Source organism: Leucobacter tardus, from assembly GCF_017583045.1.
In the GTDB taxonomy this organism is placed as follows: Bacteria; Actinomycetota; Actinomycetes; order Actinomycetales; family Microbacteriaceae; genus Leucobacter; species Leucobacter tardus.
Genome location: NZ_JAGFBF010000006.1, coordinates 120,605 through 145,737, shown reverse-complemented (window position 1 = coordinate 145,737; position 25,133 = coordinate 120,605). Strand labels below are relative to the sequence as shown.

The window sequence follows — 25,133 nt, the reverse complement described above, 5'->3', positions numbered from 1 at the left end:
GATCGGCTCGGAGTATCAGCATCGCCCGCGCCGAGCGCCCCTTCAGCCCGCGCGGGACGCCTTACCCGCGCTTGACGGCGTCCTTCAGCGACACGCGCGCTCCGGTGCGGAGGATGGAGTTGCTGTAGATGCGGGCGCTCACTCTGACGAGCAGCAGGATGGTCGCGAGCACGATGCCGAGCGAGACGAACGGTTCCCACCATTCCGCGCCTCCCATGAAGAGCCGCACGGGCATGCCGACCGGTGCGGAGAAGGGGATGTAGCTCATGATGGCGAGGACGCGCTCGTTGTCGAAGAAGAAGATCACCATGAAGAAGGGGATCATGACGAGCATCATGACGGGGCTCGTGACGGATCCGATGTCCTCCTGCCGTGAGACGAGCGAGGCGGCTCCGGCGTACATGGTGGCGAGCAGCGCGAACCCGCAGGCGAAGAGCACGGCGAACCAGATGATGGAGGAGCCGAGGTCCCCGAGCAGGATGTCTTGTCCGGTCGCGAACATCGCGATCGCGGCGAGCGCGAACGTCAGCACGACGGTGCCGATGGCGAGGATGATGTTGCCGAGCAGCTTCCCGGCGAGCAGGATCCGCGCCGGCACCGTCGCGAGGAGGATCTCGACGATGCGGGTCTGCTTCTCTTCGACGACGCTCTGCGCAATGGTCGTGCCGAAGGTCAGCGCGCTGACGTAGAAGACCATGCCGAATCCCATGGCGACGAGGTAGCCGAGAATGTTGAATCCGTCGTCGTCCGGTGTGCCGAGCAGTTCGACGGTGGGGGCGGCGGAGAGGGCCTGCACGAGGTCGGCCGGGGGGTCGGTGAGCGCGATGACGGTGAGGCCGACCGAGCTGCCTCCGCCAGGCACGACCGCAGCGTCGACGTCCCCGTCTTGCACGAGCTGTTCGGCGGCGGATCGGTCGGCGACCTCGGTGACGGCGAACCCGCTGGTCTCGAGCGCGGCGGCGTCGAGGGGAGCCGAGTCCAGGGTGGCGCTCTCGTCGGGGACGATCGCAATGCTCGTGGAGTCGGGTTCGTCACCGATGATCTGCGAGGCGATGCCGCCGCCGACGACCCCGGCGAGGATCACGAAGATCAAGATCGACATCGAGATGACGAATGCCTTGCTGCGCAGTCGCGTGGTGATCTCGCGCTGACCGATGAGCCACATGGCGCGTGCCGGAGACGGCGATGCGGTGGCGGGCGACGGGGTGTTCGGGTGCGCGTTCACTGCACGACCTCCCTGAAGATCTGCGCGAGCGTCGGGGTGACGGGCGTGAAGCTGCGGACGGGAGCGCCGGTGCCTGCGGTGGATCGGTGCACTGCCTGGGTGAGGACTCGCTGGGCCGCATCATCGGTGTCCGCGGTGAACCGAGCGGTGCCGGGGACCGGGGACGCGCGCAGATCGATGCCGGGCGACGCGTCGAGCCACGCGAGATCGGTGTCGGCCGACTCCCCTCGCGGGTCGAGCACGAGTTCATACTCGTGCTCCGAGTGCTCGGCGCGCAGTCCTTCGCGCGAGCCCTGAGCGAGGATCCGGCCGCCTCCGATGACGACCACGTCATCGCAGAGCCGTTCGACGATGTCGAGCTGGTGGGAGGAGAAGAGCACGGGCGCGCCACGCTCGGCGTAGTCGCGCAGCACTCCGAGCACCACCTCGACGGCCATCGGGTCGAGGCCGGAGAAGGGTTCGTCGAGCACAAGAGCGACGGGTTCGTGCACGAGCGCCGCGGCGATCTGCGCGCGCTGCTGGTTGCCGAGCGAGAGGCTCTCGAGGGTGTCCTTCGCGCGTTCCGCGAGACCGAGCCTGTCGAGCAGGGCGGTGGCCGACGCGGTGGCGGCCGCGGTGGACATGCCGTGCAGGCGTCCGAGGTAGACGAGCTGGTCGAGTACCGGCATCTTCGGGTACAGGCCGCGTTCCTCGGGCATGTAGCCGATGCGCGCGCGATCCTGCCGGGTGATCTCGTGACCGTCGAACTGCACGGTGCCCCGGTCTGACGAGAGCACACCGAGGATGATGCGCATCGTGGTGGTCTTGCCCGCCCCGTTGCCGCCGACGAACCCGGTCATCCGCCCGCCGATGACGTCGAAGCCGACGTCATCGAGGACCAGACGGTCGCCGAAGCTCCGCGAGACTCCCTGCACCTGGATCATTCGACTCCTCTCGGAGTCCAACCTATCGAGGTGGGCGGGCGCCCCGCTCGCGGCGCGACCTGATCCTGAGGGCGAGTCCCCACCCGAGGACGCCGGTGAGGGCTTCCCACACGATCCCGATCGTCATTTTGGATCGTCCGCTCGCCCGTTCCACGAAAGTGATCGGCACCTCGGCGAGGCGGTGGCCGGTGCGCTCGAGCGTCCACGCGATCTCGACCTGGAATCCATAGCCCCGGGACGTGATTGCGTCGAGGTCGAGACCCCGCAGGGCGTCCACGCTGAAGACGCGATAGCCGCTGGTGATGTCGCGGAGTCGGGATCGCAGCGCGAGTCGTGCGACGACGGTTCCGGTGCGCGAGATGGCGCGGCGGTGCCGCGGCCAACCGACGATGCGACCGCCGGGGATCCAACGCGATCCGATGACGAGGTCGGCGTCGACGGCGAGCAGGTGCGGAAGCTCTTCCGGGAGGTGCGAACCGTCGGCGTCCATCTCGACGACGCGGTGGTAGCCGGCTGCGATCGCCTGACGGAAACCGGCGATGTACGCGGTGCCGAGTCCGAGCTTGCCCGCTCGGTGGATCACGGAGATCCGTTCGTCGACGGTGGAGAGCTCATCGGCCAGGGCGCCCGTGCCGTCCGGACTTGCGTCGTCGACGATGAGGATCCGCACGGCCGGGGCGATCTCCAGGACTCGCGATACGACGTCGCGGAGCGAGGCGACCTCATTGTAGGTGGGCAGGATCACCAGAGCGTCTGCGCCCACGCGGTCGGCGTCGGCGCCGGGATCCACGTGGTCGCTCACCCCTCCATCTTGGCGCACGTCGAGCGGGTTGAGGCTGAGCGCCGGTCACCCGAAGCTCGTGTAGTCCTCCTTGATGGTCTGCAGGTGCGACCACGTGGCGGTCCGGACGACGCCGTGCAGGCGGCGCAAGCGTTCGACGCCCTCGAGCAGGGCCACGGATGTCGCGCCCGAGATCGTGGCGATGGCATCGAACTCGCCGACGGATTCTGCGGCGAAGTCGACGGCCGGATCGTTGCGCAGGGCCGCGGCGACTCCGTCGCCGCCCGCGCCGATCCCGATCCCGACGCCCATGAGCATGCGTGCACCTCGGCGCCCGCTGGCCTCGACGACGCCGATCTTCACGACGCGCGAGTCGAGCAGACGCCGCAGGCGCATCCGCACCGCTGAAGGGGAGAGCGAGACGGTGTCAGCCAACGAACGCAGACTTGCACGCCCGTCGGCGCGCAGTAGGCCGATGATCTGGGTGTCGATGCGGTCGACGGTGACGGGCGAGAACGTGTCGTGCGCGATGGCGCCCCGCAGGACGCGCGAGTAGATGAGCGTCGAGAGCTTCGCGACCGAGGGGAGCTCTCTGAATTCCCGCAGCAGACGCTGCAGGTCTTCGTGGGTGCGGACTCTGGCCTCCATGACGCAGTGGTACTGACCGGAAACCGCGGAGACGAGGACGATCTCATCGCGCTCCCGCGCGTACTCCGTGACCTCGGCGATGGAGGTGTGGCAGGCGACCGAGATGTGCGCGATCACCGTGAGTCCGAGATAACCGGGGTTCACGGCGGCGGTGACGCGAATGGCTTCCGAGTCGACGAGTTCGCGCAGACGCGTCGATACGGTCGCCCGGGTTTCGTGAACCGTCTCCGCGAGCTCAGAGACGCTGGCGCGCGGCGCGGCGTGCAGGGCGCGGATCAGTGCGGCGTCCGGCCCGTCGCCGCGCAGGTGCACGGACCCGGAGGAGTGATCGTGTGTCATGTGTCAGCAGTTTCTCTCAGAAGTGCGGTGACCAGGTCGCGCATCGATGCGGGAGTGACCCTTGCGCCGTGACGAGTGTACAGAACAGTGGTGAGGGGTGGGTGCGGACCGCACGATCGATTGCGCGCCGTGACCTCGTCGGCGTACATTGACGGGGTTCAGAACCACCCCTCTGCATGCAGAGCGTTCCGCAGGAGAACCGATGCGTAAACTCGCCTTCACCCGAGCCCGAGAAGACCGGGCGCCGATCATCGTCACCGCGAGCGCGATCCACGCGCTCGATGAGACCGGTGCCCGGCCCGAGGCCTTCCTCGTCTTCGAGGACCGCGTGCGCCGCATCGGCACGCTGGCGGAGTGCCGCGACACCGCCGGGACGCTCAGCCCGATGGACCCCGAGGTGCAGGACTTCGGCGACGCCGTCATCGTTCCCGGCTTCATCGACGCCCACGCGCACCCGCTCATGCTCGGACAGATGATGAGCTGGGTGGATTGCGGACCCGAGCGCGCCGGATCGATTCCGGAGATCGTGGCGCTGCTGCAGGAAGCGGCCCGCGAGATCCCCGCCGGTCGGCCGATTCGCGGGTACGGCTACGAGCAGCGCAACCTCATCGAGCAGCGGCACCCCACCCGGTTCGAGCTCGACGAGGTGGCGACCGACCGCGAGGTGTACCTCATGAACGCGTCGGGGCACGGCGGCGTCGTCAACAGTTTCACCTTCGATCTGCACGGGGTCACGAAGGAGACGCCGAACCCGCAGGGCGGCGAGTTCTTCCGCGACGCCGACGGCGAGCTGACCGGGGAGCTCTCGGACGCCGCGTGCAACGTGCTGACCGGACTCGAGGGCGTGAAGATCGGGCACCACGGGCCCAACTTCCACCTCGCCGACGAGCCCGAGGAGCATCGGCGTCAGCTCGCGGCAGCGCAGGAGAACTTCCTCGCCGGCGGAGTCACGACCATCGGCGATGCTCAGGTGAGTCGCCGCGAGTTCGACATGTATCTCCGCCTCGCCGACACCGACGACCTCAAGGTGCGCGTCAGCATGTACCTGCTGTCGCACCTGCTTGACGAGGCGATCGAGATGGGCTTGCACGGGCAGTTCGGCAACGAGCACCTGAGCTTCGCCGGCATCAAGTTCTACTCGGATGGCACGCTCGGCGGGTGGACGGCCTACTTCCCTGACGGCTATGTCGGCGATCCCTGCCGGACCGGTCAGCTCTACCACGACCCCCGCGATTACACCGAGCTCATCAAGAAGGCGCACCGCGTGGGCTTGCAGACGGCGACCCACTCGCAGTCGCCCACGGCGCTCGAAATGGTGATCGGCGCGATCGAGGAGGCGCTTGCCGAGCGCCCCGACGCCGATGCCAGGCACCGTATCGAGCACTGCGGGCTGCCGACGCCGGAGCAGATCGAGCGGATGCGGGTCGCCGGCATCTACCCGGTGAACCAGCCGCAGCACCACTTCAACTGGGGTGAGGGTGTGGAGCAGGCGATCGGGACACCGGGGGAGCGCTTCAACCCGCTGGGCGAGTTCGAGCGCGCCGGGGTCCCGGTCACCATCTCCTCGGACGCGCCCGTCGCGGATCCGCGCCCGATGGAGGCGATCCAGGCGGCAGCCTCCCGAGTCACCCGACGCGGCACGCAGCTCGGCCCCGACTCGCTCGGCGTCTCCGTCGACACCGCGTTGCGCGGACACACCATTTCGGCGGCACGGGCGCTCGGTCGTGAAGACGACCTTGGCTCCATCGAACCGGGCAAGCGCGCGGACTTCGCGGTGCTGGACGCGGATCCGTACCGGACCCCGGTCGAGCAGCTCGCCGCCGTGTCAGTGCTCGAGACCTGGGTCGGCGGCGCGCAGGTGTACACCCGCGACGCCTGATCTCTACGCCGAAGGGCCCGCCTCCGCAGTCGCACTGCGGAGGCGGGCCCTTCGGGCTTCCCGGGGTTACGCGGAGAAGCGGTCCCGGAGCGTGGCGCCGAGGTTCGCGTCCACGTTCGTCCAGTAGGCGAAGAACTGCTCGCGAATGCGGTCGACCGTGATCGACTGCGCCTGCCCGAGCAGCACCTCCTGGATGCCCGACCGCTCCTCGTCGGAGAAGACCTCGCGGTACAGAATGCCGGCCTGCACGAAGTCGCCGTCGTCCTGACGCAGCGTGTAGGCCGCGCGCACGAGCTCGCCGTCGGATTCCCAGCTGGCCTCGACACCCGCCTGCGGGTCCGGCGCCGGGCCTCCTGCAGCGCCGTAGGAGTGCGGGTGGTAGGCACGCTGCTCCGACGGCGGGAAGTGGTACTGCATGTGGCCCTCGTGCATGTAATTGTGGGACTCGGTCGCGTGCGGCTGGTTCACCGGAAGCTGGTTGAAGTTCGAGCCGATCCGGTGACGGTGCGCGTCGTTATAGGAGAACACGCGAGCCGTCAGCATCTTGTCGGGGGAGATGCCGGTGCCCGGCACCTGGTTGCCCGGTGAGAACGCCGCCTGCTCGATCTGGGCGAAGAAGTTCTCCGGGTTGCGGTTCAGCGTGAACGTGCCGACCTTGATCCGGGGGTAGTCCTGCTTCGACCAGGTCTTCGTGAGATCGAACGGGTTGTATCGGTAGGTCTTCGCCTCCTCGTACGGCATGACCTGCACGTAGACGTCCCAGGCCGGGTAGTCGCCGCGCTCGATCGCCTCGAAGAGGTCGCGACGGTAGTAGTCCGCGTCCTGGCCGGCCATCTGCTCTGCCGCCTCAGGGGACATCGGCTTGACACCCTGCTGCGAGATGAAGTGGTACTTCACCCAGAAGCGCTCGCCGTCGGCGTTGATCCACTGGTAGGTGTGCGACCCGTACCCGTTCAGGTGGCGCCAGTTCTCGGAGAGGCCGCGGGGACCCATGAGGTAGGTCACCTGGTGGGCCGACTCGGGCGAGAGGGTCCAGAAGTCCCACTGCATGTCGGGATCGCGAAGCGCGCGATCGCCGAGTCGCTTCTGCGAGTGGATGAAGTCGGGGAACTTGATCGCGTCGCGGATGAAGAAGACGGGGGTGTTGTTGCCCACGATGTCGAGGTTGCCCTCGGTCGTGTAGAAGCGGAGCGCGAAGCCGCGAACGTCGCGCCAGGTGTCGGGTGAACCCTGCTCGCCGGCGACCGAGGAGAAGCGGAGCAGTGTCTCGCTCGTGGCGCCCGGCTGGAAGACCGCGGCGCGGGTGTACTGCGACACGTCTTCGGTGACGACGAACTCGCCGAATGCGCCGCCGCCCTTCGCGTGGGGGTTCCGCTCGGGGACGCGCTCGCGGTTGAAGTTGGCGAGCTTCTCGACCAGGTAGCGGTCGTGCAGGACGGTGGGTCCGTTCGGGCCGACGGTGAGCGAGTGCTCGTCGCTCGGGATCGGAGTTCCGGTCTGTGTGGTCGTGATCTTCTGCTCGGACATGGTGGCCCTTTCGTTGCGTGCAGGTCGTGATCCCCACCCTAGCGCTTTTTTGAGTGAGTCAAAACAACATCTGATGAAGCCTGAGTGTTCGGCGGAAACGTCCGCCCGAGGGCTCGGATTCCCCAGACAGCGTGCACGGAGCCTTGCTAGGGTGGGGAGCTGTTACATTTCTGCAACCTCTCCCGCGTGCCTGAAATCCGGCGTGCGGGCCGGCGCAACGTACAGGAGAAACCACGTGGCGACAGTTCTCGAGAAACTCCTTCGTGTAGGTGAAGGACGCACGCTGAGAAAGCTGCAGCGGCAGACGAAGCTCGTCGCTGCGCTCGAAGAGTCGTTCGCGGACCTCACCGACGAGGAGCTTCGCAACGAGACGAACGAGTTCCGCGAGCGCCTCGAGAAGGGCGAAACCCTCGACGATCTCATGCCCGAGGCGTTCGCCGCGGTGCGCGAGGCGGCGAAGCGCACGATCGGTCTCCGTCCGTTCGACGTGCAGGTCATGGGCGGAGCGAACCTCCACCTCGGCAACATCTCCGAGATGAAGACCGGTGAGGGCAAGACCCTGGTCGCGACGCTCCCCGCGTACCTCAACGCCCTCGCGGGCAAGGGTGTGCACATCGTCACGGTGAACGACTACCTGGCGACCTACCAGAGCGAGCTCATGGGCCGCGTGTTCCGTGCGCTGGGCATGACCACCGGCTGCATCGTGGCGGGTCAGGATCCGCAGGAGCGTCGCAAGCAGTACGCCGCGGACATCACGTACGGCACGAACAACGAGTTCGGTTTCGACTACCTGCGCGACAACATGGCGGCGTCGGCGACGGACCGCGTGCAGCGCGGCCACTTCTTCGTCATCATCGACGAGGTCGACTCGATCCTGATCGATGAAGCACGTACGCCGCTCATCATCTCGGGCCCCGGAGCGGGTGAAGCCAACCGGTGGTTCGCCGAGTTCGCGCGTCTCGTCAAGCGGTTGAAGCCCGACGTCGACTACGAAGTCGACGAGAAGAAGCGCACCATCGGGGTGCTCGAGCCCGGGATCGAGAAGGTCGAGGACTACCTCGGCATCTCGAACCTGTACGAGTCGGTGAACACCCCCCTGATCTCGTTCCTCAACAACTCGATCAAGGCGAAAGCGCTGTTCACGCGCGACAAGGACTACGTCGTGCTGAACGGTGAGGTGCTCATCGTCGACGAGCACACCGGCCGCATCCTCGCCGGCCGCCGGTACAACGAGGGCATGCACCAGGCCATCGAGGCGAAGGAGGGAGTGCAGGTCAAGGCCGAGAACCAGATGCTCGCCACCGTGACGCTGCAGAACTACTTCCGCCTCTACGACAAGATCTCCGGCATGACGGGTACCGCCGAGACCGAGGCGAGCGAGTTCATGTCGACGTACAAGCTCGGCGTCGTTCCGATCCCCACCAACCGCGAAATGGTCCGCAAGGATCAGCCCGACCTCGTCTACAAGAACGAAGAGGCCAAGTTCGCCCAGGTGGTCGAAGACATCGCTGAGCGCCACGAGAGCGGTCAGCCCGTGCTCGTCGGCACCACGAGCGTCGAGAAGAGCGAGTACCTGTCGCGCCTGCTCGCGAAGAAGGGCGTCCGCCACGAGGTGCTGAACGCGAAGAACCACGCGCGTGAGGCCGCCATCATCGCTCAGGCCGGCCGGTTCAAGGCCGTCACCGTTGCGACGAACATGGCCGGCCGCGGTACCGACATCATGCTCGGCGGCAACGCCGAATTCCTCGCGGTGCAGGAGATGGCTTCCCGCGGACTGTCGACCACCGAGACGCCCGACGAGTACGAGGCCGAGTGGGATGAGGTCTTCACGGCGGTCAAGGCGGCCGTGAAGGAGGAAGCCGACAAGGTCACCGCCGTCGGCGGCCTGTACGTGCTCGGCACCGAGCGCCACGAGTCGCGCCGCATCGACAACCAGCTGCGCGGCCGGTCGGGCCGCCAGGGCGATCCCGGTGAGAGCCGGTTCTACCTCTCGCTCGGCGACGACCTCATGCGCCTCTTCAACTCGGGTGCCGCGCAGGCGCTCATGAACCGCGAGAGCTTCCCCGACGACCTCGCGATCGAGTCGAAGATGGTCACGCGCGCCATCCAGAGCGCGCAGTCGCAGGTCGAGACGCGCAACGCCGAGATTCGCAAGAACGTGCTGAAGTACGACGATGTCCTCGACCGTCAGCGCAAGGCCATCTACGGCGACCGCGCCCAGATTCTCGACGGCGAAGAGATCGAGCCGCGCGTCGAAGCGTTCCGCGAGCAGGTCATCGGGGCGATCATCGATTCGCACGGCACCGACAGCGACTGGGATTACGACGCGCTCTGGGGCGACCTGCAGCAGGTGTACCCCGTGGGGATCACGATCGACGAGCTGCTCGCGGAGGCCGGTTCGAACTCGGTCAGCCGCGACTTCCTGCGCCGTGAGATCCTCTCCGACGCGATCGTCGCCTACGAGAAGCGCGAGGAGACCCTCGGAAGCGAGGCGATGCGCGAGCTCGAGCGCCGCGTGGTGCTCACGACCATCGATCGCCGCTGGCGCGACCACCTCTACGAGATGGAGTACTTGCGCGAGGGCATCGGTCTGCGCGCGATGGCGCAGCGCGATCCGATCATCGAGTACCAGCGCGAGGGCTACCAGTTGTTCAACGCGATGATGGGCCAGATCAAGGAGGAGTCGCTCGGGCTGCTCTATAACCTCGAGGTGCAGGTGCGCCCTGCCGAGGGGCCGAAGGATCACGTGCACCTCGAAGGCGGCGGGCTCGACGAGACCACCGGACCCGACGAGGCGAAGCTCAGCTTCACCGCACCCAGCGAAGACGGCGGGACCGAGGTGCGCGACGCCGACGGGAAGCCGCAGGGCGGCGCTGCCGCGAAGGCCGCCAAGAAGGGCGCGAAGAAGGGCGGCAAGGCGCAGACGCGACCCGCCGCAGCTCAGCAGCGTGGCGCGTTCGGCCAGGACGGCGGCGAGAGCGCTCCCGAGCCTCAGAATCGCGCTCAGCGGCGCGCGCAGAAGTAGCACGACCGGCGCGCTGCACCGCGGCGTGCTGTACGGAACCACCGGAGACCCCCATGGCAAACGAAAACCCGGCCCGCCCGACCAAGACGGAACGCCGACAGCAGGCTCGCGAGCAGGCGCGAGTCGCCCGTGAGCGCGAGCAGAAGCGCGAGAAGCGCAACAAGCGCCTCATCCAGGGCGGCATCGTCGTCGGTGTGCTCGCGGTCGTCGCGATCATCGCCCTCGTGCTCACGCAGACGCTCAAGCCGGCCGGACCCGGACCCGAGAACATGGCCTCGGGTGGAGCCGTGTTCGGCGCCGACCTCGAGGTCGAGGCGTCACCGGCGTTGCAACCGGATCAGTCGCGGGAGTACCCGGAGGTCGACCGCGAGGAGTTGCCGCTCGACATCTCGATCTACGTCGACTACATGTGCCCGGGCTGCGGAAACTTCGAGCAGACCTACGGCACCATGCTCGAGAACTACGTGGGTGGCGGCGACGCGACGCTCCGCGTGTATCCCCTGAACTTCCTGGACAACCGGTCGCAGGGCACCAATTACTCGACTCGCGCGGCCAACATGTTCGGCTGCCTCGTCGAGCAGCAGCCCGACGTGGCCTTCGCCGTGCACAACCGTCTGCTGAGCGCAGAGGTGCAGCCGCAGGAGGGCACCTCGGGACTCACCGACGATCAGCTGCTCGAGCAGGCCGAGCTCGCCGGCGCAGAGGTCACGTCGGAACTCGAGAGCTGCGTCAGCGACAAGCGCTTCTCCAGCTTCATCTCGGCGAACACCAAGGCCGTGACCGAGCAGGGACTGCTCGGCCTGGCCGAGGGAGCGCAGCTCGCCGCGGGCAACCAGCTGATCCCTGCCGACGAGCCGCAGACGCTGAGCCAGACCCCCACGGTCATCGTGAACGGCGAGCAGTGGGTGCAGTCCCGCGATGGCGACCTCGAGGCCTACCTGTTGAAGGTGAAGAGCGAGGTCGAGCAGCAGCAGCTGAAGAACAGCCAGCCCGACGATTCTGCGGCATCCGAGTGATGCTCGACGGTCGTCGCGGGACCTGAAGGTGCCCGCGACGACCGTCGGGAACAGCTAGACTGTTCCCGGATCGGACACCGCGGTGTCCGATGTTTCCGCCGGCTTAGCTCATCTGGTAGAGCAGCGATCTTGTAAGTCGCAGGTGATCGGTTCGAGTCCGATAGCCGGCTCCATGGCATCCTGTTGCCGCCCTCCGTGGGCGTGTGCGACGCACCGCCTGCGCAGGAGTACAGTGGCCTGGTGACCGCCGCGAAACCTTCATTCCCCGTGTGGGCCGCGCTCGTCGTCTCCGGTGTCGCGGGCATGATGGTGTCGACGCAGTCGCGGGTCAACGGCGGGCTGAGTCAGCAGCTCCAGAACGGCTATCTCGCGGCGGCGGTGTCGTTCGGGTCAGGGCTCGTGATCCTGATCGTCCTGGTCGCGTGCGTGCCGCGCGGTCGTCGCGGCCTCGTCAAGCTGCGGCGGGAGGTCGCTGCGGGAGCGTACCCGGTGTGGGGCTTGCTCGGCGGAACGTGCGGCGCATTCTTCGTGCTGACCCAGGGACTCGTTGCGACGGTGTTGGGCGTCGCGCTCTTCACGGTCGGCATCGTCGCGGGGCAGGTGTCCGGCGGGCTCGTGATCGACCGCGTCGGTCTCGGTCCCGGGGGACGGATCGCCCCGACGACCACCCGACTCATCGGGACGGGACTCGCGATCGTCGCGGTCGCGGTGTCGGTCTCCGACCGGATCCTCGGCGGCGACGGCGGCTCGGTGTGGCTCATCGTCATTCCCGTGGTCGCCGGCATCGGTATGGCGTGGCAGAGCGCCGTCAACGGTCTCGTTCGGGTGGCCGCCCAGAGCGCGATCACCGCGACGTTCGTGAACTTCCTGGTGGGAACCGTGGTGCTGGCGATCGCGGCGGCGGTGTCGATCGCGGTGCAGGGATGGCCCACGGGCTGGCCATCGGAGCCGTGGTTCTACATCGGCGGGCTCGCCGGTGTGGTGTTCATCGCCCTGGCGACGATCCTCGTGCGCACGGCGGGGGTCCTGCTGCTGAGCATGTCGAATGTCGCGGGTCAGCTCGTCGGGTCAGTGGTCTTCGAGGTGTGGGTGCCGTTGGCGGACGGGGTGACGATCCCGCTCCTGTCGGGCGTGGGGCTGGCCCTGGTGGCCGTGGTGATCGCCGCGCTTCCGGCGCGACCGAGCGCTGCCGGTGCGACCGATCGCGCCTGATCTCACGCCGGATCGACGCCCTCGCTGAGGAAGCGCTCGACCGGAAGCGGCTTCCGCGGCTTTTCGCGTCGGTCGCGATCGGGGATCCCGCCCACGTACAGCCACCCGAGCAGGTACTCCGAGCCGGAGAGCCGGTGGGCGCGATGCACGGCCTCGGATCGGGTCTGCAGACCGGTCCGCCACATGACGCCCCAGCCCGCCTCATGCAGCAGGAGCGACAGCAAGTGCGCCGCGCCCGACGCCACGGCTTCCTGCTCCCACGTCGGCACCTTCTTGCTGTCCTGCACGCACGCGACGATGGCGAGCACGAGCGGGGCGCGCCGAGCCTTCTTCACGAACTTCTCGTGCTGCTCGGGTTCACCGCCTGACGCCTCGGCCAGCGCGTGACCGATGAGATCGCGCTCGTCGCCGCGGAGGGCGATGATGCGCCAGGGGCGCATCCCCGAGTGGTCGGCGATTGACGAGAGCGGTGCGATGAGCTCCGCGAGTTGCTCGGAAGTCGGTGCTTCGTCGGTGACTTTGGAGTGCGATCTGCGGCCGCGGACGGCGTCCAGTGCAGGGCAGGGGTCGGAGTTCAGTGTCACGAAGGGGCTCCCGGAGTGGTGTGCGCTCGGCAGTGGCGGTCCCCAGTGTACGCGGCTGATGCGGTCCGCGACCGCTTCTGATTAGAATCATCAGATGAATGCTTGATCGGTTCGGGCGGAGTCCTGAGGCGGCCGATCGGGCGGTCGATCATGAAGGAGAATCGAAATGGCTCGAGGAGTGCAAGGTGCTGTGCTGAGCCTGCTCGGCGCGAAGGATCATCGTGCGGAGGTGATCGAGACCGAGCTGCTCACCTCCGAGTTGGTGCGCGTCCGGTTCCACGCGCCGACGCTGCTCGACGCGATCGACGCGACCCCCACCGCCTGGGCGCGCTTCTGGTTTCCCGACGCCGACGGTGGCGCGCAGGATTACCAGCGGGCGTACTCGATCCTCGCGAGGGATGACGCCGCGGGGTGGTGCGACGTGGTCTTCGTGCTGCACGGGATCGACGGCCCGGGGTCGCTCTGGGCGTCACGGGCCGCTGTGGGCGACGCGCTGCCGGTGCAGGTGCTGGGGTCGTCCTCATTCGAACTCGATCCGGAGAGTGATGGACTCGTCGCCATCGGCGACCTCTCCTCGCTGCCGGCGATCGCGACGATCGTGGCATCGCTTCCGGATCGGACGGACGTTCACGTGCTGCTCGAGGACTGCGCAGAGGCGGCACTGCGCGCCCTGAGTGTCGCGCACCCTCGTCTGGTCGTCGCGCATGCGCGTCGATCGGGTGCGGCGTCGCTCGCTGAAGCGCTGCACGCATCGGAGATTCCGCTCGACGGGCGCCAAGTCTGGGTGGCGGGGGAGAGCGGCTCGCTGAAGTCGCTGCGGCGCATCCTGCGCGACCGGCACGGAGCCTCGCGAGCGAATACTCACGCCCTCGCCTACTGGATCGAGGGGCGCTCCATGGGGAAAGAGCGGCGCGAAGTGGGGTGAATCACGCATCACGGGGCGGGTGCGCGTCCGTGCTGCCAAATCGCACTTGCATCATCAGATGAAAGCAGCCATGATGTTCAGTGGATATTAAGGTAAGACTTACCTAACCTCCATCTGATGAGACTCGGAGCGCCTGCGCTCGCCTGTGAAAAGGAGAACTTTCGCATGAAAGTTAGTGCTGCCCCGCGGAGAAAGGTGCGTTCGCTCGTCGGCGCATTCACCTCCGCATTATTGGTCGCAAGCGGACTCGCGCTCGCCCCTGCCGCGGCCAACGCGGCGCCCACTGATGGAACGGTTGCGGATGCGACGCTCGACTGGGGATTCAAGCAGTCGTTCCGTTCTTACATCAAGAATCCGGTGCTCGCCAAGGGTACGATTCAGACCCTCGGGACCGCGACGTCGTCTGCGCCAAACGCAGCTGCGGGGATCTTCTCGTGGACCGGCGGTGAGGGTACCGCGGCTTCGGACGGCACTGCCGCTGACGTGAGTTTCGGGGCTGCTGACGGAGTCCGGTTCCAGGGTCACGCGAGCGATACCGGCGAGTACGTGCTCGACCTGCAGCTGACGCACCCGCGCATCGTGGTGACGTCTGCGACGACGGCTGAGCTGTACGTGGATGTGCGTGGGCGCGAGTTCGTCGACACGTCGACCGTGGGTGAGTGGTACGAGGGTGCTGGTGTGCACTTCGCTGATGTGCAGCTAGGTACGCCGACCACGAATGGTGAAGTGTTCACCTGGACGGCAGCTCCGACGACACTCACCGAGGAGGGTGCGGAGTCGTTCGCGAGTTTCTATGAGCCCGATGAGGCGCTGGATCCGATGACATTCTCCCTCCCCATCGAAGAGGTGGTCGAGGCGCAGGAGACCCAGACCACGCTCACGGCGTCGGCCGCGAAGATCACCGAGGGCGACGCGGTCGACCTGTCGGCGAAGGTCGTACCGGCAGAAGCCGCCGGAACTGTGCAGTTCATGGACGGCGACGAGACCCTGGGTGAACCTCAGACGGTCAGCAACGGCGCCGCCTCGCTGCGAACGAACGATCTGACGCTCGGCGAGCACAGCTTGACCGCAGAGTTCGTGCCGTCCGACGACTCGGTGTTCACTGCGTCGAGCTCCGAGCCAGTTTCGGTGACTGTCGAGAAGGCCGAAGAGCCTGTTGCGTGGGAGCCTCAGGTTGATGTGTTCCTCGAGGACGGATCGACTCCGGTCGGGAACACCGAGGTCTCCGAGGGCGACACTCTCGTCGTGAAGGGAACCGGTTACGATCCCGGGTCGAACGTCGGAGGTCGCGGAGTACCGATTCCGAGCACCCTGCCCCAGGGCGTCTACGTCGTCTTCGGCGAGTTCGCCCAGAAGTGGCAGCCTTCGGCCAATGCGCCGAGCGATTCCCGAGCGATTGGCGCTCAGCGTTGGGCGCTGACCGAGTCGACGGTCAATAGCGTTCCCGCTCAGTACCAGAGCACCGTGCGCGGCCAGTGGGTCGAGCTGAACGCCGATGGTTCTTTTGAGTGGCACGCCAAGGTCGCGGATCACGACGGCAAGAAGCCGATCGTTGAGGGCGAATACGGCGTGTACACCTACCCCGGCGGCGGAGTGAAGAATGCGTCGCAAGAGCAGAGCGTTCCGGTGAACTTCGTTCAAGCCGTTTCGGAGCCAGTGGCGACGACGACGACGGTTGCGGCGACTTCGGCCGAGGTCACCGAGGGTGACGCGGTGACCTTGAGTGCGACGGTCGCGCCTGCGGCGGCGTCGGGTTCGGTGCAGTTCGCCAGCGGTGGGTCGAACCTGGGTGAGCCGGTGACGGTTGCCAATGGTGCGGCGGAGCTGAACGTGTCCGACCTTCCGGTCGGCGTGAATGTTGTTACCGCGGCGTTCAACCCGGCTGACGCGAAGGATTTCAAGGCGTCGACGTCGAAGAACGAGGTGAAAGTGACGGTCGCGAAGAAGGCTGTTGCTGATCCGAAGATCTCGGTGACGCCGTCTGAGGACCTCGATCCCGCGGAGGAGCAGACGCTGACAGTCACGGGCACCGGGTTCGTGGGTGCCGGTGCGGTCAACGGTGCGTACGTGCTGTTCGGCGAACAGAGTGTGTGGGCTGGTGATGGTCCGTTGCCGAGCGCCGGGTGGATCGCTCAGGGTTGGGTGCGTCCGGCTCAGATCGTCGACGGCGCATTCTCGACATCGGTGAAGGTTCCGGCGGGGTCGCTGGATCCGGCGAAGACCTACCATGTTGCGACGTCTGCCGCGCATGGTCTGTCCGTCACGGATCGTTCGCTCGATGCGTTCGCAGAGGTCACGGTTGCACAGCCTGCGCCTGAGCCGGCGGTTGACACCACGACGACGCTGACGGTCTCGGATGATGCGATCGTGCATGGCGACGAGGTCGAACTCGCCGCTCAGGTCGCACCCTCGGAGGCTGCTGGCACGGTGCAGTTCATGAATGACGCCGAGAAGCTCGGGAAGACCGTGCCGGTGGACAACGGCTCGGCTTCGCTGAAGATCGCGGACCTTCCCGTGGGTGCCCATAGCCTGACCGCTGAGTTCACCCCGTCAGATGCCGATGCCTACGCCGCCTCCTCTTCCGAGTCTGTGGCCGTCAAGGTAACGGCGAAGCCGTCGATCAAGATCAACGGAGGCGACTCAGCGGGCAAGGTCGTGCAGGGTGAAGATGTCGTCTTCACCGCCGGCCCGTTCGTCGAGGGTGAGACGTTCCAGGTCGAGGTTCGCTCCGAGGTCGTCGCTCTCGGTGAGCAGACGGCCGACTCCCGGGGTGTTGTGACCGCCGGATGGACCGTCCCCGCTGACTTCGCGGTCGGCGAGCATGCGGTCGTGTTCATCGACGCAACCGGAGACGAACTGTCGACGACGTTCGAAGTGATCGCGGCAGACGCGCCCTCCGGTAGCGACAACGGCGGTGACGCCGATGCAAACGAGGGCGGGCAGGATGAGCGTGACCCTGCGAGCACCGGTGGTCAGGTCGGCGCGAACGGTCAGCAGCACGCCGGTCAGGGCGGCCTCGCGAATACCGGCTCGAACGGCCATGAACTGGGTCTCCTGTTCGCCGGCGGTGCGATCCTGCTCGGGGCGGCGGGCTTGGTGCTCGCTCGCCGACGCAGCATCGCGCTCAGCGAGTAAGCGGCCTCGAAAGAATGCACAGTGAGGTGCCCCGCACGCTTCGGCGCGCGGGGCACCCGTGTTCGAGAGAAATGTACTGGTGGGAGTGATGTCGGTGTCTCCGTCTGCAGAAGAAACTCAGAGGATTCGAGTTGATCGCCGGTCGCGGGGTGCGCGGAGCGTGCGAGCTCTCCTCGGTGCGGGACTTGCCGCAGTCTTGGCTGCTGGAGCGGCGTTCGTTTCCGCCCCCACCGCCTACGCGGCGCCCACTGATGGAACGGTTGCGGGTGCGACGCTCGACTGGGGAGTGAAGCAGTCGTTCCGGAGCTACCTGTTCGGCCCGATCGCGCACGGTGCGTACGAGCTGCTCGGCAACACCACGGCGAGCGCGGAGAATCTGCGTCCGGCTGCTGAGCACCTGTCCTGGTCCGGTGGTGCGGGGACTGCCGCGACGGATGGCAGCACCGCCGATGTGAGTTTCGGAGCGGGGAACGGTGTGCACTTCACCGGTCACGAGATGACGGTTGACGGGGTGACGGCTCCGGCGCTCGATATGCAGTTCACGAATCCGCGGGTGGAGGTGACCTCAGCGACTGAGGGCACGCTGTACCTGGATGTGAAGAGCCGCAAGTTCGAGGGGATGACCTCGATCAGTCAGGAGTTCTTCGAGGAGAGCAACGTTCCTTTCGCGACGTTGAATCTGAGTGCTGGTGCGACAGCTGACGGATCGGCGTTCACCTGGGCGGCGGTTCCGGCGACGCTGACTGACGAGGGTGAGACCGCGTTTGGTGGGTTCTACGAGGCCGGTGAGGTGCTGGATCCGCTGACGTTCACACTCCCCGTCGACGCAGCCGGAGGCGCCGACGGCGGGTCGGCCGACCCGGGTGATGGCGCGGCTGATGCCGGCGACGGGTCATCCGATGCCAGCGACGGTTCCGCTGATGCGGGTGATGGTTCGTCAGGTGCTGACGACGGTTCGTCCGATTCCGGTGACGGGTCGGACGACGCTGGTGATGGGTCGGACGGGTCGGACGGCATCGCCGAGACGACTACGACGGTCACGGCTGCACAAGCACAGATTGAGGTGGGCGAGCCCCTCCGGATCCGAGCGAATGTGGCGCCGAGGGAGGCTGCCGGAAGCGTGCAGTTCTTGTTCGGCACCGGGAATCTTGGATCATCGGTCGAGGTCGCGAACGGGTCGGCCGCGTTGTCGACCGATGCACTTCCGGTAGGGGCCCACCAGATCACGGCCGCCTTCACACCGCGGGATCCCCAGGCGTTTCGCGCCTCGGTCTCCGCCGCGGATGAGGTCGTCGTCACGGAGCGAGAGGACGCGCCGATCGAGACCACCGTCGACGCTGCACAGCTCGATTGGGGGGTGAAGGCGTCGTTCCGCAGCTACGTGCAGGGACCGGTCGCGAAGGGAGCGTTCGTGCTGCTCGGCGCGACGACCAGCGATAGCGAGAACATGCGGCCGGCGGATCGCCAGTTCAAGTGGTCCGCAGGGTCGGGCAAGGGGATGTCCGATGGAAGTACTCTCGATACGACCTTCGGCCTTGATGACGGAGTGCACTTCACCGGGCACCGCATGGCAGTCGACGGAAGAACCGCCCCCGCCCTCGACATGCGGTTCACGAAACCCCGCGTCGAGATCACCTCGCCAGGCGAGGGCACACTGTACCTGGACGTGAGAAGCCGCGAGTTCGCGGGTATGACGTCGATCAGCGACAACTTCTTCGAGCAGCAGAACGTGCCATTCGCCACGCTCACGCTCGACGGACCCGATGTGGACGGAAGCACCTACACCTGGTCTGATGCACCGGCGACCCTCACGGCGGAGGGGGCACGCGCGTTCGGAGGGTTCTACGATCCGGGCGTCGAACTCGATCCGGTCACCCTCACGGCGGAACTCGGAGACTCGGCGGGGCCAGCCCCGTCACCGAAGGCGACACAGACCACTCTCTCGGCGTCGCGCGCCTCGATCGTGGAGGGGAACGAGGTCACACTGACCGCAACGGTCGCTCCCGCCGACGCTCGCGGACGCGTCCAGTTCACGAGCAACGGTTCGAGCCTCGGAACCGCGGAGTTGAAGGGTGGGAAAGCGTCGGTGCGGGTCAGTGGCCTGCAGGCAGGCGACCATATGCTCACGGCAACGTTCGTCCCGACCGACTCGCGCGCATACCGATCATCGCAGGGGACGACGAAGGTCACCGTCGACACGAAGAGCTCCGGAAGCATCGGTACGATGAGCTGGGGTGTGAAAGAGAGTTTTCTGAAGTACGTCACGGGCCCGATCGCGCACGGCACCGTTTCGGCTCGAGATGGCGCTTCTCAGCGGGCGCAGGGCGAACCTTTCGTGTTCAGGCAAGTGTCAAACGAGCACTGGAACGCAGCGACGAACCGTGGCACCGTTGAGTACTCCGGAGCGGTGCAATTCAAGGGTCACCAAATGGACGGCGGACACGCGCTGAACCTCACATTCCTCAACCCGCGCATCAAGGTCACATCTGCGACGAAGGCCCAGCTCATTTTCGACGTGACGGGCCTCAAGTTCGAGGGGATGGATGCTGTCGGAGGCAAGCTGAACCTGAAGAACGTCGTGGTGGCCAGTCTCAAGCTCGACTCGGGCGCCCGATTCGGCAGCAGTGTGACGTGGTCCGATGCGGCAGCAACGCTGACGGAGAAGGGTGCCGAAGCGTTCGGCGGCTTCTACGAGGCAGGAACGGCACTCGATCCCATCACATTCACCGTTGGGGACAACGATCCGAATGTGAAGAAAGCTGTTGCGTCTGATCCGAAGGCTCCGAACCCGTCGCAGAAGCGCGCCGAGCCGCGGGCTGTGGGCACCGCCGGCGGTGCCGCCGGTGCCGGCTCGCTGAAGTGGGGCGTGTCGCAATACTTCGCAGATTACACGAGCAAGAAGTCTGGATCGGGGTGCCCCACTCCGTCACGGCACTGCGCGGGGGGCACCATCGAGACGAGCGGCGTCGGCGGCGGCTGGTTGTTCCCGCAGGCCGAGGGCAGTAATTGGGATCAGCGCAGCCAGACGGGCACGGTGAAGTTCTCGGGCGTCGTCTCGTTCAAGGGGTACGGCATGACCATGTTCCAGGTCGCGAACCCGTCGATCACGGTGAACAGTGCGTCGTCGGCGACACTCAACACCGGCAACACCACCTCGTACGGCAAGGCGTCGTACGCCCTCGACCTGTCCGGGGCGAGCAAGTCGGTGGGGCCGAACGGCGAAGTGACCTGGAGCAACGTTCCGGTGAGCGGGTCGCTGATGGGCCTGAACTCCTCGCAGTCGATCGGGTTCGACAACCTCACGTTCACCGTCGGCGATCCGAGCCGGGTCTCCTACGGCGCGACCCAGGACGGTGACGACGGGAAGCAGTACACAGCTGCGGCCACGCCTCCGACCACGGAGGGCCTCGAAGTGCTCACCCCGGCGGACAAGGTCCGCGAGGGCGGCCGGATCGAGGCGCAGGCGGCAGGGTTCGAACCTGAGGACGACGGCGTGCTCGTCGTGCTGTACACGGATCCTGTCGACGGAGAGCCCATGGTGCTCGATGACGAGGCTTCGGCTGACGAGAACGGCCTCGTGACCTGGTCGGGGACGCTGCCGAAGGAGGGGACGGGCGATCACGTGCTCACCTTCCAGGGCAGCACCGATGCGGGAGCGAAGATCGAGATCCTCGAACCCGACGAGCGTGCGTCTGCCGATACCGTCGCGGCGGTGACCGCTGCAGGCGGCGCCGGCGGTGGCGGCGGAATCGGCGACCTCATTCGTGCCGGAGGCATGGCACCCTGGGAGTGGTGGGCGAGCGCCGGCGCGCTGCTGGCGATCGCGGCGTGCACCTCGCTGCTGGTGGTGAGGCAGCGTCGCGAGCTCGCCGCTGCGCCCCAGGTGCAGCTCGCATGACCACCGGCCGACCCCACATCACCCCAGATTGCAGTGAAGGAACACCCGTGAAATCTCGTTCAGGTCTTCGCGTCGGAGGGGCACTGCTGACCGCATCGCTCGCCGCGGCGGTGCTCGCCGTACCCACCGCGGCAGCGGCGGCACCGCTTGCAGCCCAGGAGCAGTCCGCGTCGTGCGCGGTGACCGGGGGCACGCTCGACTGGGGAGTGAAGGAGAGCTTCCGCTCATACATCAGCGGTTCGATCGCGAACGGCTCGTGGGAGACCTCGGACGGTGCGGAGTATGAGACCCCGAACTTCCGGTGGTCCGACGCGACCGGCAGCATCGACCCCGCCACCGGCACCGGAACCATCTCCTTCACCGGGACCGTGCACTTCACCGGACACGACGGCGTGCTGGATCTGACCCTCGCCAATCCGACCATCGAGTTCGAGGGCGACGGCCGAGCCGCCCTGCTGCTCGATGCGAAGAGCACCGACATGGAAGGAGAGGTCGCGGTCGACACCGCGCAGGAGTGGGTGGGCGACGTCGCCGTGGAGGGGGCGCTCGCGCCCGCTGACGACGTACTCGACATCGCCGATCTGCCGACGACACTGACGAACTCGGGGGCACAGGCGTTCGCCGGATTCTACGAGTCGGGTGAAGCGCTCGACCCGCTGACCGTGTCCCTGCAGTTCGACGGGTGCGACTCCGTCGCCGCGGCTCCCGTGCAGACCGCGGCGACCCCAGATCCAGAGGCGACCGACACCGAGACGACCGTCCTCCCGGTTCCGCAGGTTCCGTGGCTGCCGCTCGTCATCGGCGGAGTGGCTCTGCTCGTCATCGGGTTCACCGTCGGCATGCTGGTCGGCGGGCGCCGACCGAAGGCCGCCCCAACCGCCCCAACCGCACCGACCGCGCAAGACGGAGCGGGGGCCGCGAGTCCCACACCCATCGGTGAGTCGACCCCGTCGGGGACCGGCGACCCGGCATCCGACGACCAGGTGCGCAAGCTGTACGGGGACGACCGATGAGCGGCGCCGCACTCGGACACCGGTGTCCCGGCGCGCGTCGCCGCCGCATCACCGCGCTCGTCGCGACCGCGGTTGCAGGTGCGCTCGTGCTCGTCGGCTGCTCGGGCAGTCCGCACGGGGAATCCGGCGCGTCGAACGAACCGCAGCGGCCGCTCTCCGAGCTCGAGGTGCTCGACGACCCGCGCAGCTACGAGGGGCCTTCGACCGCGGTGCTGCCCGATTCGGCGATCGAACCGATCGCCGAGGATCCGGCTCAGACGCTCCCGGCCACCGTGACGTCCTATGCCCAGGGCGGCGGCGAAGACGAGATGATCGTCGAGTCCACGGACCGCGTCGTCGCCCTCGACCTCGCCGGATCGATCGCGGCGAGCGCCTGGGCACTCGGCTTCGGAGAGACGCTCGTCGGAAAGGACCAGTCGACGACCTTCCCCGGTACCGAGGACCTCGAGGTCGTCACGTCTGGCGGCCACACGGTGAACGCCGAGGCGGTCATCGGGCTGAAGCCCGACGTGGTCATCACGGACGGAACGATCGGCCCCCGCGACGTGATCGAACAGCTCAGGGACGTCGGCATCACGGTGATCTTCGTGCAGAACGATCCGTCGTTCGCCGGAGCGCAGCACCTCGTCACACAAGTCGCCGCGGTCTACGGTGCCGAGGAAGCCGGCGAGCAGCTCGCGGAGCGCATCGGCGACGAGGTCGATGCGAAGGTCGCCGAGGTCGCCGACATGGTGCCGGCCGCCGAGGGGGATCGGGTGCGCATCCTCTTCCTCTATCTGCGCGGAAACGCAGGTGTGTACTATATGTTCGGATCGGAATCCGGCGCGGATCAGCTGATCGAGGCCCTGGGCGGTGTCGACGTCGCGGGCGAACTCGGGTGGGCCGGCATGAAGCCCATGACCGATGAGGCGCTCGTCGCGGCGAATCCCGACCTGATCCTGACCATGACCGGTGGAATCGAGTCAGTCGGAGGGGTGGACGGGTTGGTCCAGGAGAAGCCCGCGATCGCGGTGACTGCCGCCGGTGAACACCGGCGGGTCGTCGACATGGACGATGGAGCGGTGCTCTCGTTCGGACCGCGCTCGGCCGAGGTGGTCGACGCGCTGGCCCGAGCGATCTACGCGCCCGAGTCCGGTTCCGGATCCGAGGCCCCGTGACCGACGTCTCGACCGCTCAGGCCCCGCCGCCGACCGTCAAGCGCGGCGCGTGGGTGCTGGTGGTGACCTGTGCGCTCCTCGCCATCGGCGTGCTCCTCTCCGCGGGACTCGGTCAGCTGCCCATCGGCCCTGCCGAAGTCGTGGGGTCGATCCTGAAGACCATCGGCATCGACACCCCGTGGGCTCCCGGCGACCGGTTGATCGAGCAGACGCTCTGGCAGATCCGGTTCCCGCGCGTGGTGATGTCTCTCCTCGTCGGCGCGGCGCTCGCCGTCGCGGGCGGCGTCATGCAGGCGATCTTCGGCAATCCGCTCGCCGAGCCCGGAGTGGTCGGGGTCTCTTCGGGCGCAGCTCTCGGGGCGGCCGGCGCCATCACGTTCGGCCTGGGCGTGTTCGGCGGGTGGACGATCGCCGCGTTCGCGTTCCTCGGCGGGCTCGCCGCGACGCTCGTCGTGTATGCGACGGCGCGTGCGCAGGGGCGCACCGAGGTCGTCACGCTGCTCCTGACCGGCATCGCCGTGAACGCGTTCGCCGGCGCTGGCCTCGCCCTCATCATGTTCGCGGGCGACACGTCCAGCCGCGAGCAGATCGTGTTCTGGCAGCTCGGATCCATCAACGGCTCGCGGTGGAACGAGGTCGCCATCGTCGCGATCGTCGGTGTGCTCGCCGCGGGTCTGGCGATCAAGCTCGCTCCGCAGTACGACCTGCTCTCCCTGGGCGATCGCACGGCCGCGCACCTCGGGGTGAAAGTGGAGCGGTTGCGCATCTGGTCGGTCGTGCTCGTCGCGTTGCTCACCGGGGTCGGTGTCGCGTTCGTCGGCATCATCGCGTTCGTGGGGCTCGTGGTGCCGCACGTGGTGCGCATGATCCTCGGCCCCGCGCATCGCTGGTTGCTGGTCTGCTCGATCGCCGGGGGTGCGACACTGCTCGTGTACGCCGATCTGATCGCACGCACCATCGTCCCCTCGGCAGACCTGCCGATCGGCATGCTGACCTCTCTGGTCGGCGGGCCGTTCTTCTACTGGCTCATCCGGCGCAACCGACGTCGTTCCGGAGGGTGGGCGTGAGCGCGGCGCAGCGGCTCGAGGCCGCGAGTTACCGTGCCGGACGCATCCGGATCGTCGAGTCGGTCTCGATGGACGTGCGCTACGGCGAAGTGCTCGCGCTCGTCGGTCCGAACGGGGCGGGCAAATCGACGGTGCTCGGCTTGCTGTCGGGCGATCTGACTCCCACGGAGGGACGAGTCACACTCGACGGCCGGCCGCTCGGCGAGTGGGACGCGAGGGAGCTCGCGCGCATTCGCGCCGTCTTGCTGCAGGCGAACCAGGTGGCGTTCTCGTTCACCGCCCGGCAGGTCATCGACATGGGGCGAGCCCCCTGGATGGGTACGGACCGTGCCGACGACGACGATGCCGCCATCGCCGATGCGATCGCGGTCACCGATGTCGCGCACCTCACGGACCGCATGTTTCCGACGCTCTCGGGCGGCGAGAAGGCGCGGGTGTCGCTGGCGCGCGTGCTGGCCCAGCAGACGCGGATCGTGCTGCTCGACGAGCCGACGGCCGCGCTCGACCTGCGCCACCAAGAGGAGGTGCTGCGCATCTCCCGTCGCCTCGCCGCCGCAGGGAAGGCGGTCATCGTCGTACTCCACGACCTGTCGCTGGCGGCTGCGTACGCCGATGAGATCGCGATCCTCGCCGACGGCGCGCTCGCGGCGCGGGGCGCTCCGGAATCGGTGCTCACGGCCGAGCGGATCGAGGCCGTCTACGGAACCCCGGTGCGGGTGATGCCGGATCCGGACACCGGTCGTCCCATCGTGATCCCGCGCCGAGCGGGGTAAGAACGC

17 protein-coding genes and 1 tRNA gene are annotated in these 25,133 nt (G+C 67.3%); 12 read left to right on the top strand and 6 right to left on the bottom strand.

The features are described from left to right. Window positions 1-61 precede the first annotated feature (61 nt). From J4H85_RS13665 to J4H85_RS13650, 4 genes are read right to left on the bottom strand one after another with little or no spacing between them, the layout of a single operon-like run. Window positions 62-1,225: an ABC transporter permease gene (locus J4H85_RS13665; protein ID WP_307863719.1), complete on the bottom strand. Its 1,164-nt coding sequence runs from the start codon at window positions 1,223-1,225 to the stop codon at window positions 62-64. Beyond that, on the bottom strand, window positions 1,222-2,148 hold the full coding sequence (locus J4H85_RS13660; protein WP_208240760.1) for an ABC transporter ATP-binding protein: 927 nt from the start codon (window positions 2,146-2,148) through the stop codon (window positions 1,222-1,224). The genes J4H85_RS13665 and J4H85_RS13660 overlap by 4 nt, the downstream gene beginning before the upstream one ends. A 22-nt stretch (window positions 2,149-2,170) precedes the next feature. Beyond that, window positions 2,171-2,950 carry a polyprenol monophosphomannose synthase gene (locus tag J4H85_RS13655; protein WP_307863717.1) on the bottom strand — a complete coding sequence of 260 codons (780 nt, stop codon included), beginning with the start codon at window positions 2,948-2,950 and terminating at the stop codon, window positions 2,171-2,173. A gap of 45 nt (window positions 2,951-2,995) precedes the next feature. Further along, window positions 2,996-3,916, bottom strand: a complete 921-nt coding sequence (locus J4H85_RS13650) for an Lrp/AsnC family transcriptional regulator (RefSeq protein WP_208240758.1) — start codon at window positions 3,914-3,916, stop codon at window positions 2,996-2,998. A 202-nt stretch (window positions 3,917-4,118) separates the two neighbouring features. On the opposite strand from J4H85_RS13650, the gene J4H85_RS13645 reads away from it, so the two are divergent. Beyond that, complete coding sequence (locus tag J4H85_RS13645) at window positions 4,119-5,795, top strand: amidohydrolase (RefSeq protein ID WP_208240756.1); 1,677 nt, start codon at window positions 4,119-4,121, stop codon at window positions 5,793-5,795. A 66-nt stretch (window positions 5,796-5,861) separates the two neighbouring features. On the opposite strand, the gene J4H85_RS13640 is transcribed toward J4H85_RS13645, so the two are convergent. Further along, on the bottom strand, window positions 5,862-7,322 hold the full coding sequence (locus tag J4H85_RS13640) for a catalase (protein ID WP_208240754.1): 1,461 nt from the start codon (window positions 7,320-7,322) through the stop codon (window positions 5,862-5,864). 235 nt (window positions 7,323-7,557) lie between these two features. On the opposite strand from J4H85_RS13640, the gene secA reads away from it, so the two are divergent. The 4 genes from secA to J4H85_RS13620 all read left to right on the top strand — a co-directional run bounded on the left by secA (window position 7,558) and on the right by J4H85_RS13620 (window position 12,575). Continuing rightward, a complete protein-coding gene (secA, locus tag J4H85_RS13635) occupies window positions 7,558-10,347 on the top strand; it encodes a preprotein translocase subunit SecA (protein ID WP_208240752.1) in 2,790 nt (929 codons plus the stop codon). Window positions 10,348-10,400: 53 nt separating this feature from the next. Continuing rightward, entirely contained in the window at window positions 10,401-11,363 is a 963-nt protein-coding gene (locus tag J4H85_RS13630) for a DsbA family protein (RefSeq protein ID WP_208240745.1), read from the top strand. A gap of 97 nt (window positions 11,364-11,460) precedes the next feature. Beyond that, window positions 11,461-11,536, top strand: a tRNA-Thr gene (locus J4H85_RS13625). Window positions 11,537-11,603: 67 nt separating this feature from the next. Next, the gene (locus J4H85_RS13620; protein ID WP_307863715.1) at window positions 11,604-12,575 is read left to right on the top strand and encodes a DMT family transporter; all 972 of its coding nucleotides are present in this window, start codon (window positions 11,604-11,606) and stop codon (window positions 12,573-12,575) included. Between the two features lie 2 nt (window positions 12,576-12,577). Here the strand turns inward: J4H85_RS13620 and J4H85_RS13615 are convergent, their stop codons facing one another. Further along, a complete protein-coding gene (locus J4H85_RS13615) occupies window positions 12,578-13,159 on the bottom strand; it encodes a nitroreductase family protein (RefSeq protein WP_307863714.1) in 582 nt (193 codons plus the stop codon). Window positions 13,160-13,325: 166 nt separating this feature from the next. On the opposite strand from J4H85_RS13615, the gene J4H85_RS13610 reads away from it, so the two are divergent. The 7 genes from J4H85_RS13610 to J4H85_RS13580 all read left to right on the top strand — a co-directional run bounded on the left by J4H85_RS13610 (window position 13,326) and on the right by J4H85_RS13580 (window position 25,127). Further along, a complete protein-coding gene (locus J4H85_RS13610) occupies window positions 13,326-14,084 on the top strand; it encodes a siderophore-interacting protein (protein WP_208240742.1) in 759 nt (252 codons plus the stop codon). A gap of 165 nt (window positions 14,085-14,249) precedes the next feature. Next, window positions 14,250-17,219: an Ig-like domain repeat protein gene (locus J4H85_RS13605; protein WP_208240740.1), complete on the top strand. Its 2,970-nt coding sequence runs from the start codon at window positions 14,250-14,252 to the stop codon at window positions 17,217-17,219. Window positions 17,220-17,415: 196 nt separating this feature from the next. Further along, entirely contained in the window at window positions 17,416-21,117 is a 3,702-nt protein-coding gene (locus tag J4H85_RS13600; protein ID WP_208240737.1) for an HtaA domain-containing protein, read from the top strand. 47 nt (window positions 21,118-21,164) lie between these two features. Further along, entirely contained in the window at window positions 21,165-22,130 is a 966-nt protein-coding gene (locus J4H85_RS13595) for an HtaA domain-containing protein (protein ID WP_208240736.1), read from the top strand. Next, window positions 22,127-23,287 (top strand): heme/hemin ABC transporter substrate-binding protein, encoded by a 1,161-nt coding sequence (locus J4H85_RS13590; protein WP_208240735.1) that lies wholly within the window; start codon window positions 22,127-22,129, stop codon window positions 23,285-23,287. The genes J4H85_RS13595 and J4H85_RS13590 overlap by 4 nt, the downstream gene beginning before the upstream one ends. After that, a complete protein-coding gene (locus J4H85_RS13585) occupies window positions 23,284-24,354 on the top strand; it encodes a FecCD family ABC transporter permease (RefSeq protein ID WP_208240734.1) in 1,071 nt (356 codons plus the stop codon). Before J4H85_RS13590 ends, J4H85_RS13585 begins: the two co-directional genes overlap by 4 nt. Further along, window positions 24,351-25,127, top strand: coding sequence for a heme ABC transporter ATP-binding protein (locus J4H85_RS13580; protein WP_208240733.1), 777 nt, complete (start codon window positions 24,351-24,353; stop codon window positions 25,125-25,127). The genes J4H85_RS13585 and J4H85_RS13580 overlap by 4 nt, the downstream gene beginning before the upstream one ends. Window positions 25,128-25,133 lie beyond the last annotated feature (6 nt).

What these genes read in the sequence shown, in the direction of transcription:
- J4H85_RS13660 (WP_208240760.1), bottom strand. Translation starts at nt 2,148, where the DNA reads ATGATCCAGGTGCAGGGAGTCTCGCGGAGCTTCGGCGACCGTCTGGTC.
- J4H85_RS13645 (WP_208240756.1), top strand. Translation starts at nt 4,119, where the DNA reads ATGCGTAAACTCGCCTTCACCCGAGCCCGAGAAGACCGGGCGCCGATC.
- J4H85_RS13610 (WP_208240742.1), top strand. Translation starts at nt 13,326, where the DNA reads ATGGCTCGAGGAGTGCAAGGTGCTGTGCTGAGCCTGCTCGGCGCGAAG.
- J4H85_RS13630 (WP_208240745.1), top strand. Translation starts at nt 10,401, where the DNA reads ATGGCAAACGAAAACCCGGCCCGCCCGACCAAGACGGAACGCCGACAG.
- J4H85_RS13640 (WP_208240754.1), bottom strand. Translation starts at nt 7,322, where the DNA reads ATGTCCGAGCAGAAGATCACGACCACACAGACCGGAACTCCGATCCCG.
- J4H85_RS13650 (WP_208240758.1), bottom strand. Translation starts at nt 3,916, where the DNA reads ATGACACACGATCACTCCTCCGGGTCCGTGCACCTGCGCGGCGACGGG.
- J4H85_RS13590 (WP_208240735.1), top strand. Translation starts at nt 22,127, where the DNA reads ATGAGCGGCGCCGCACTCGGACACCGGTGTCCCGGCGCGCGTCGCCGC.
- J4H85_RS13605 (WP_208240740.1), top strand. Translation starts at nt 14,250, where the DNA reads ATGAAAGTTAGTGCTGCCCCGCGGAGAAAGGTGCGTTCGCTCGTCGGC.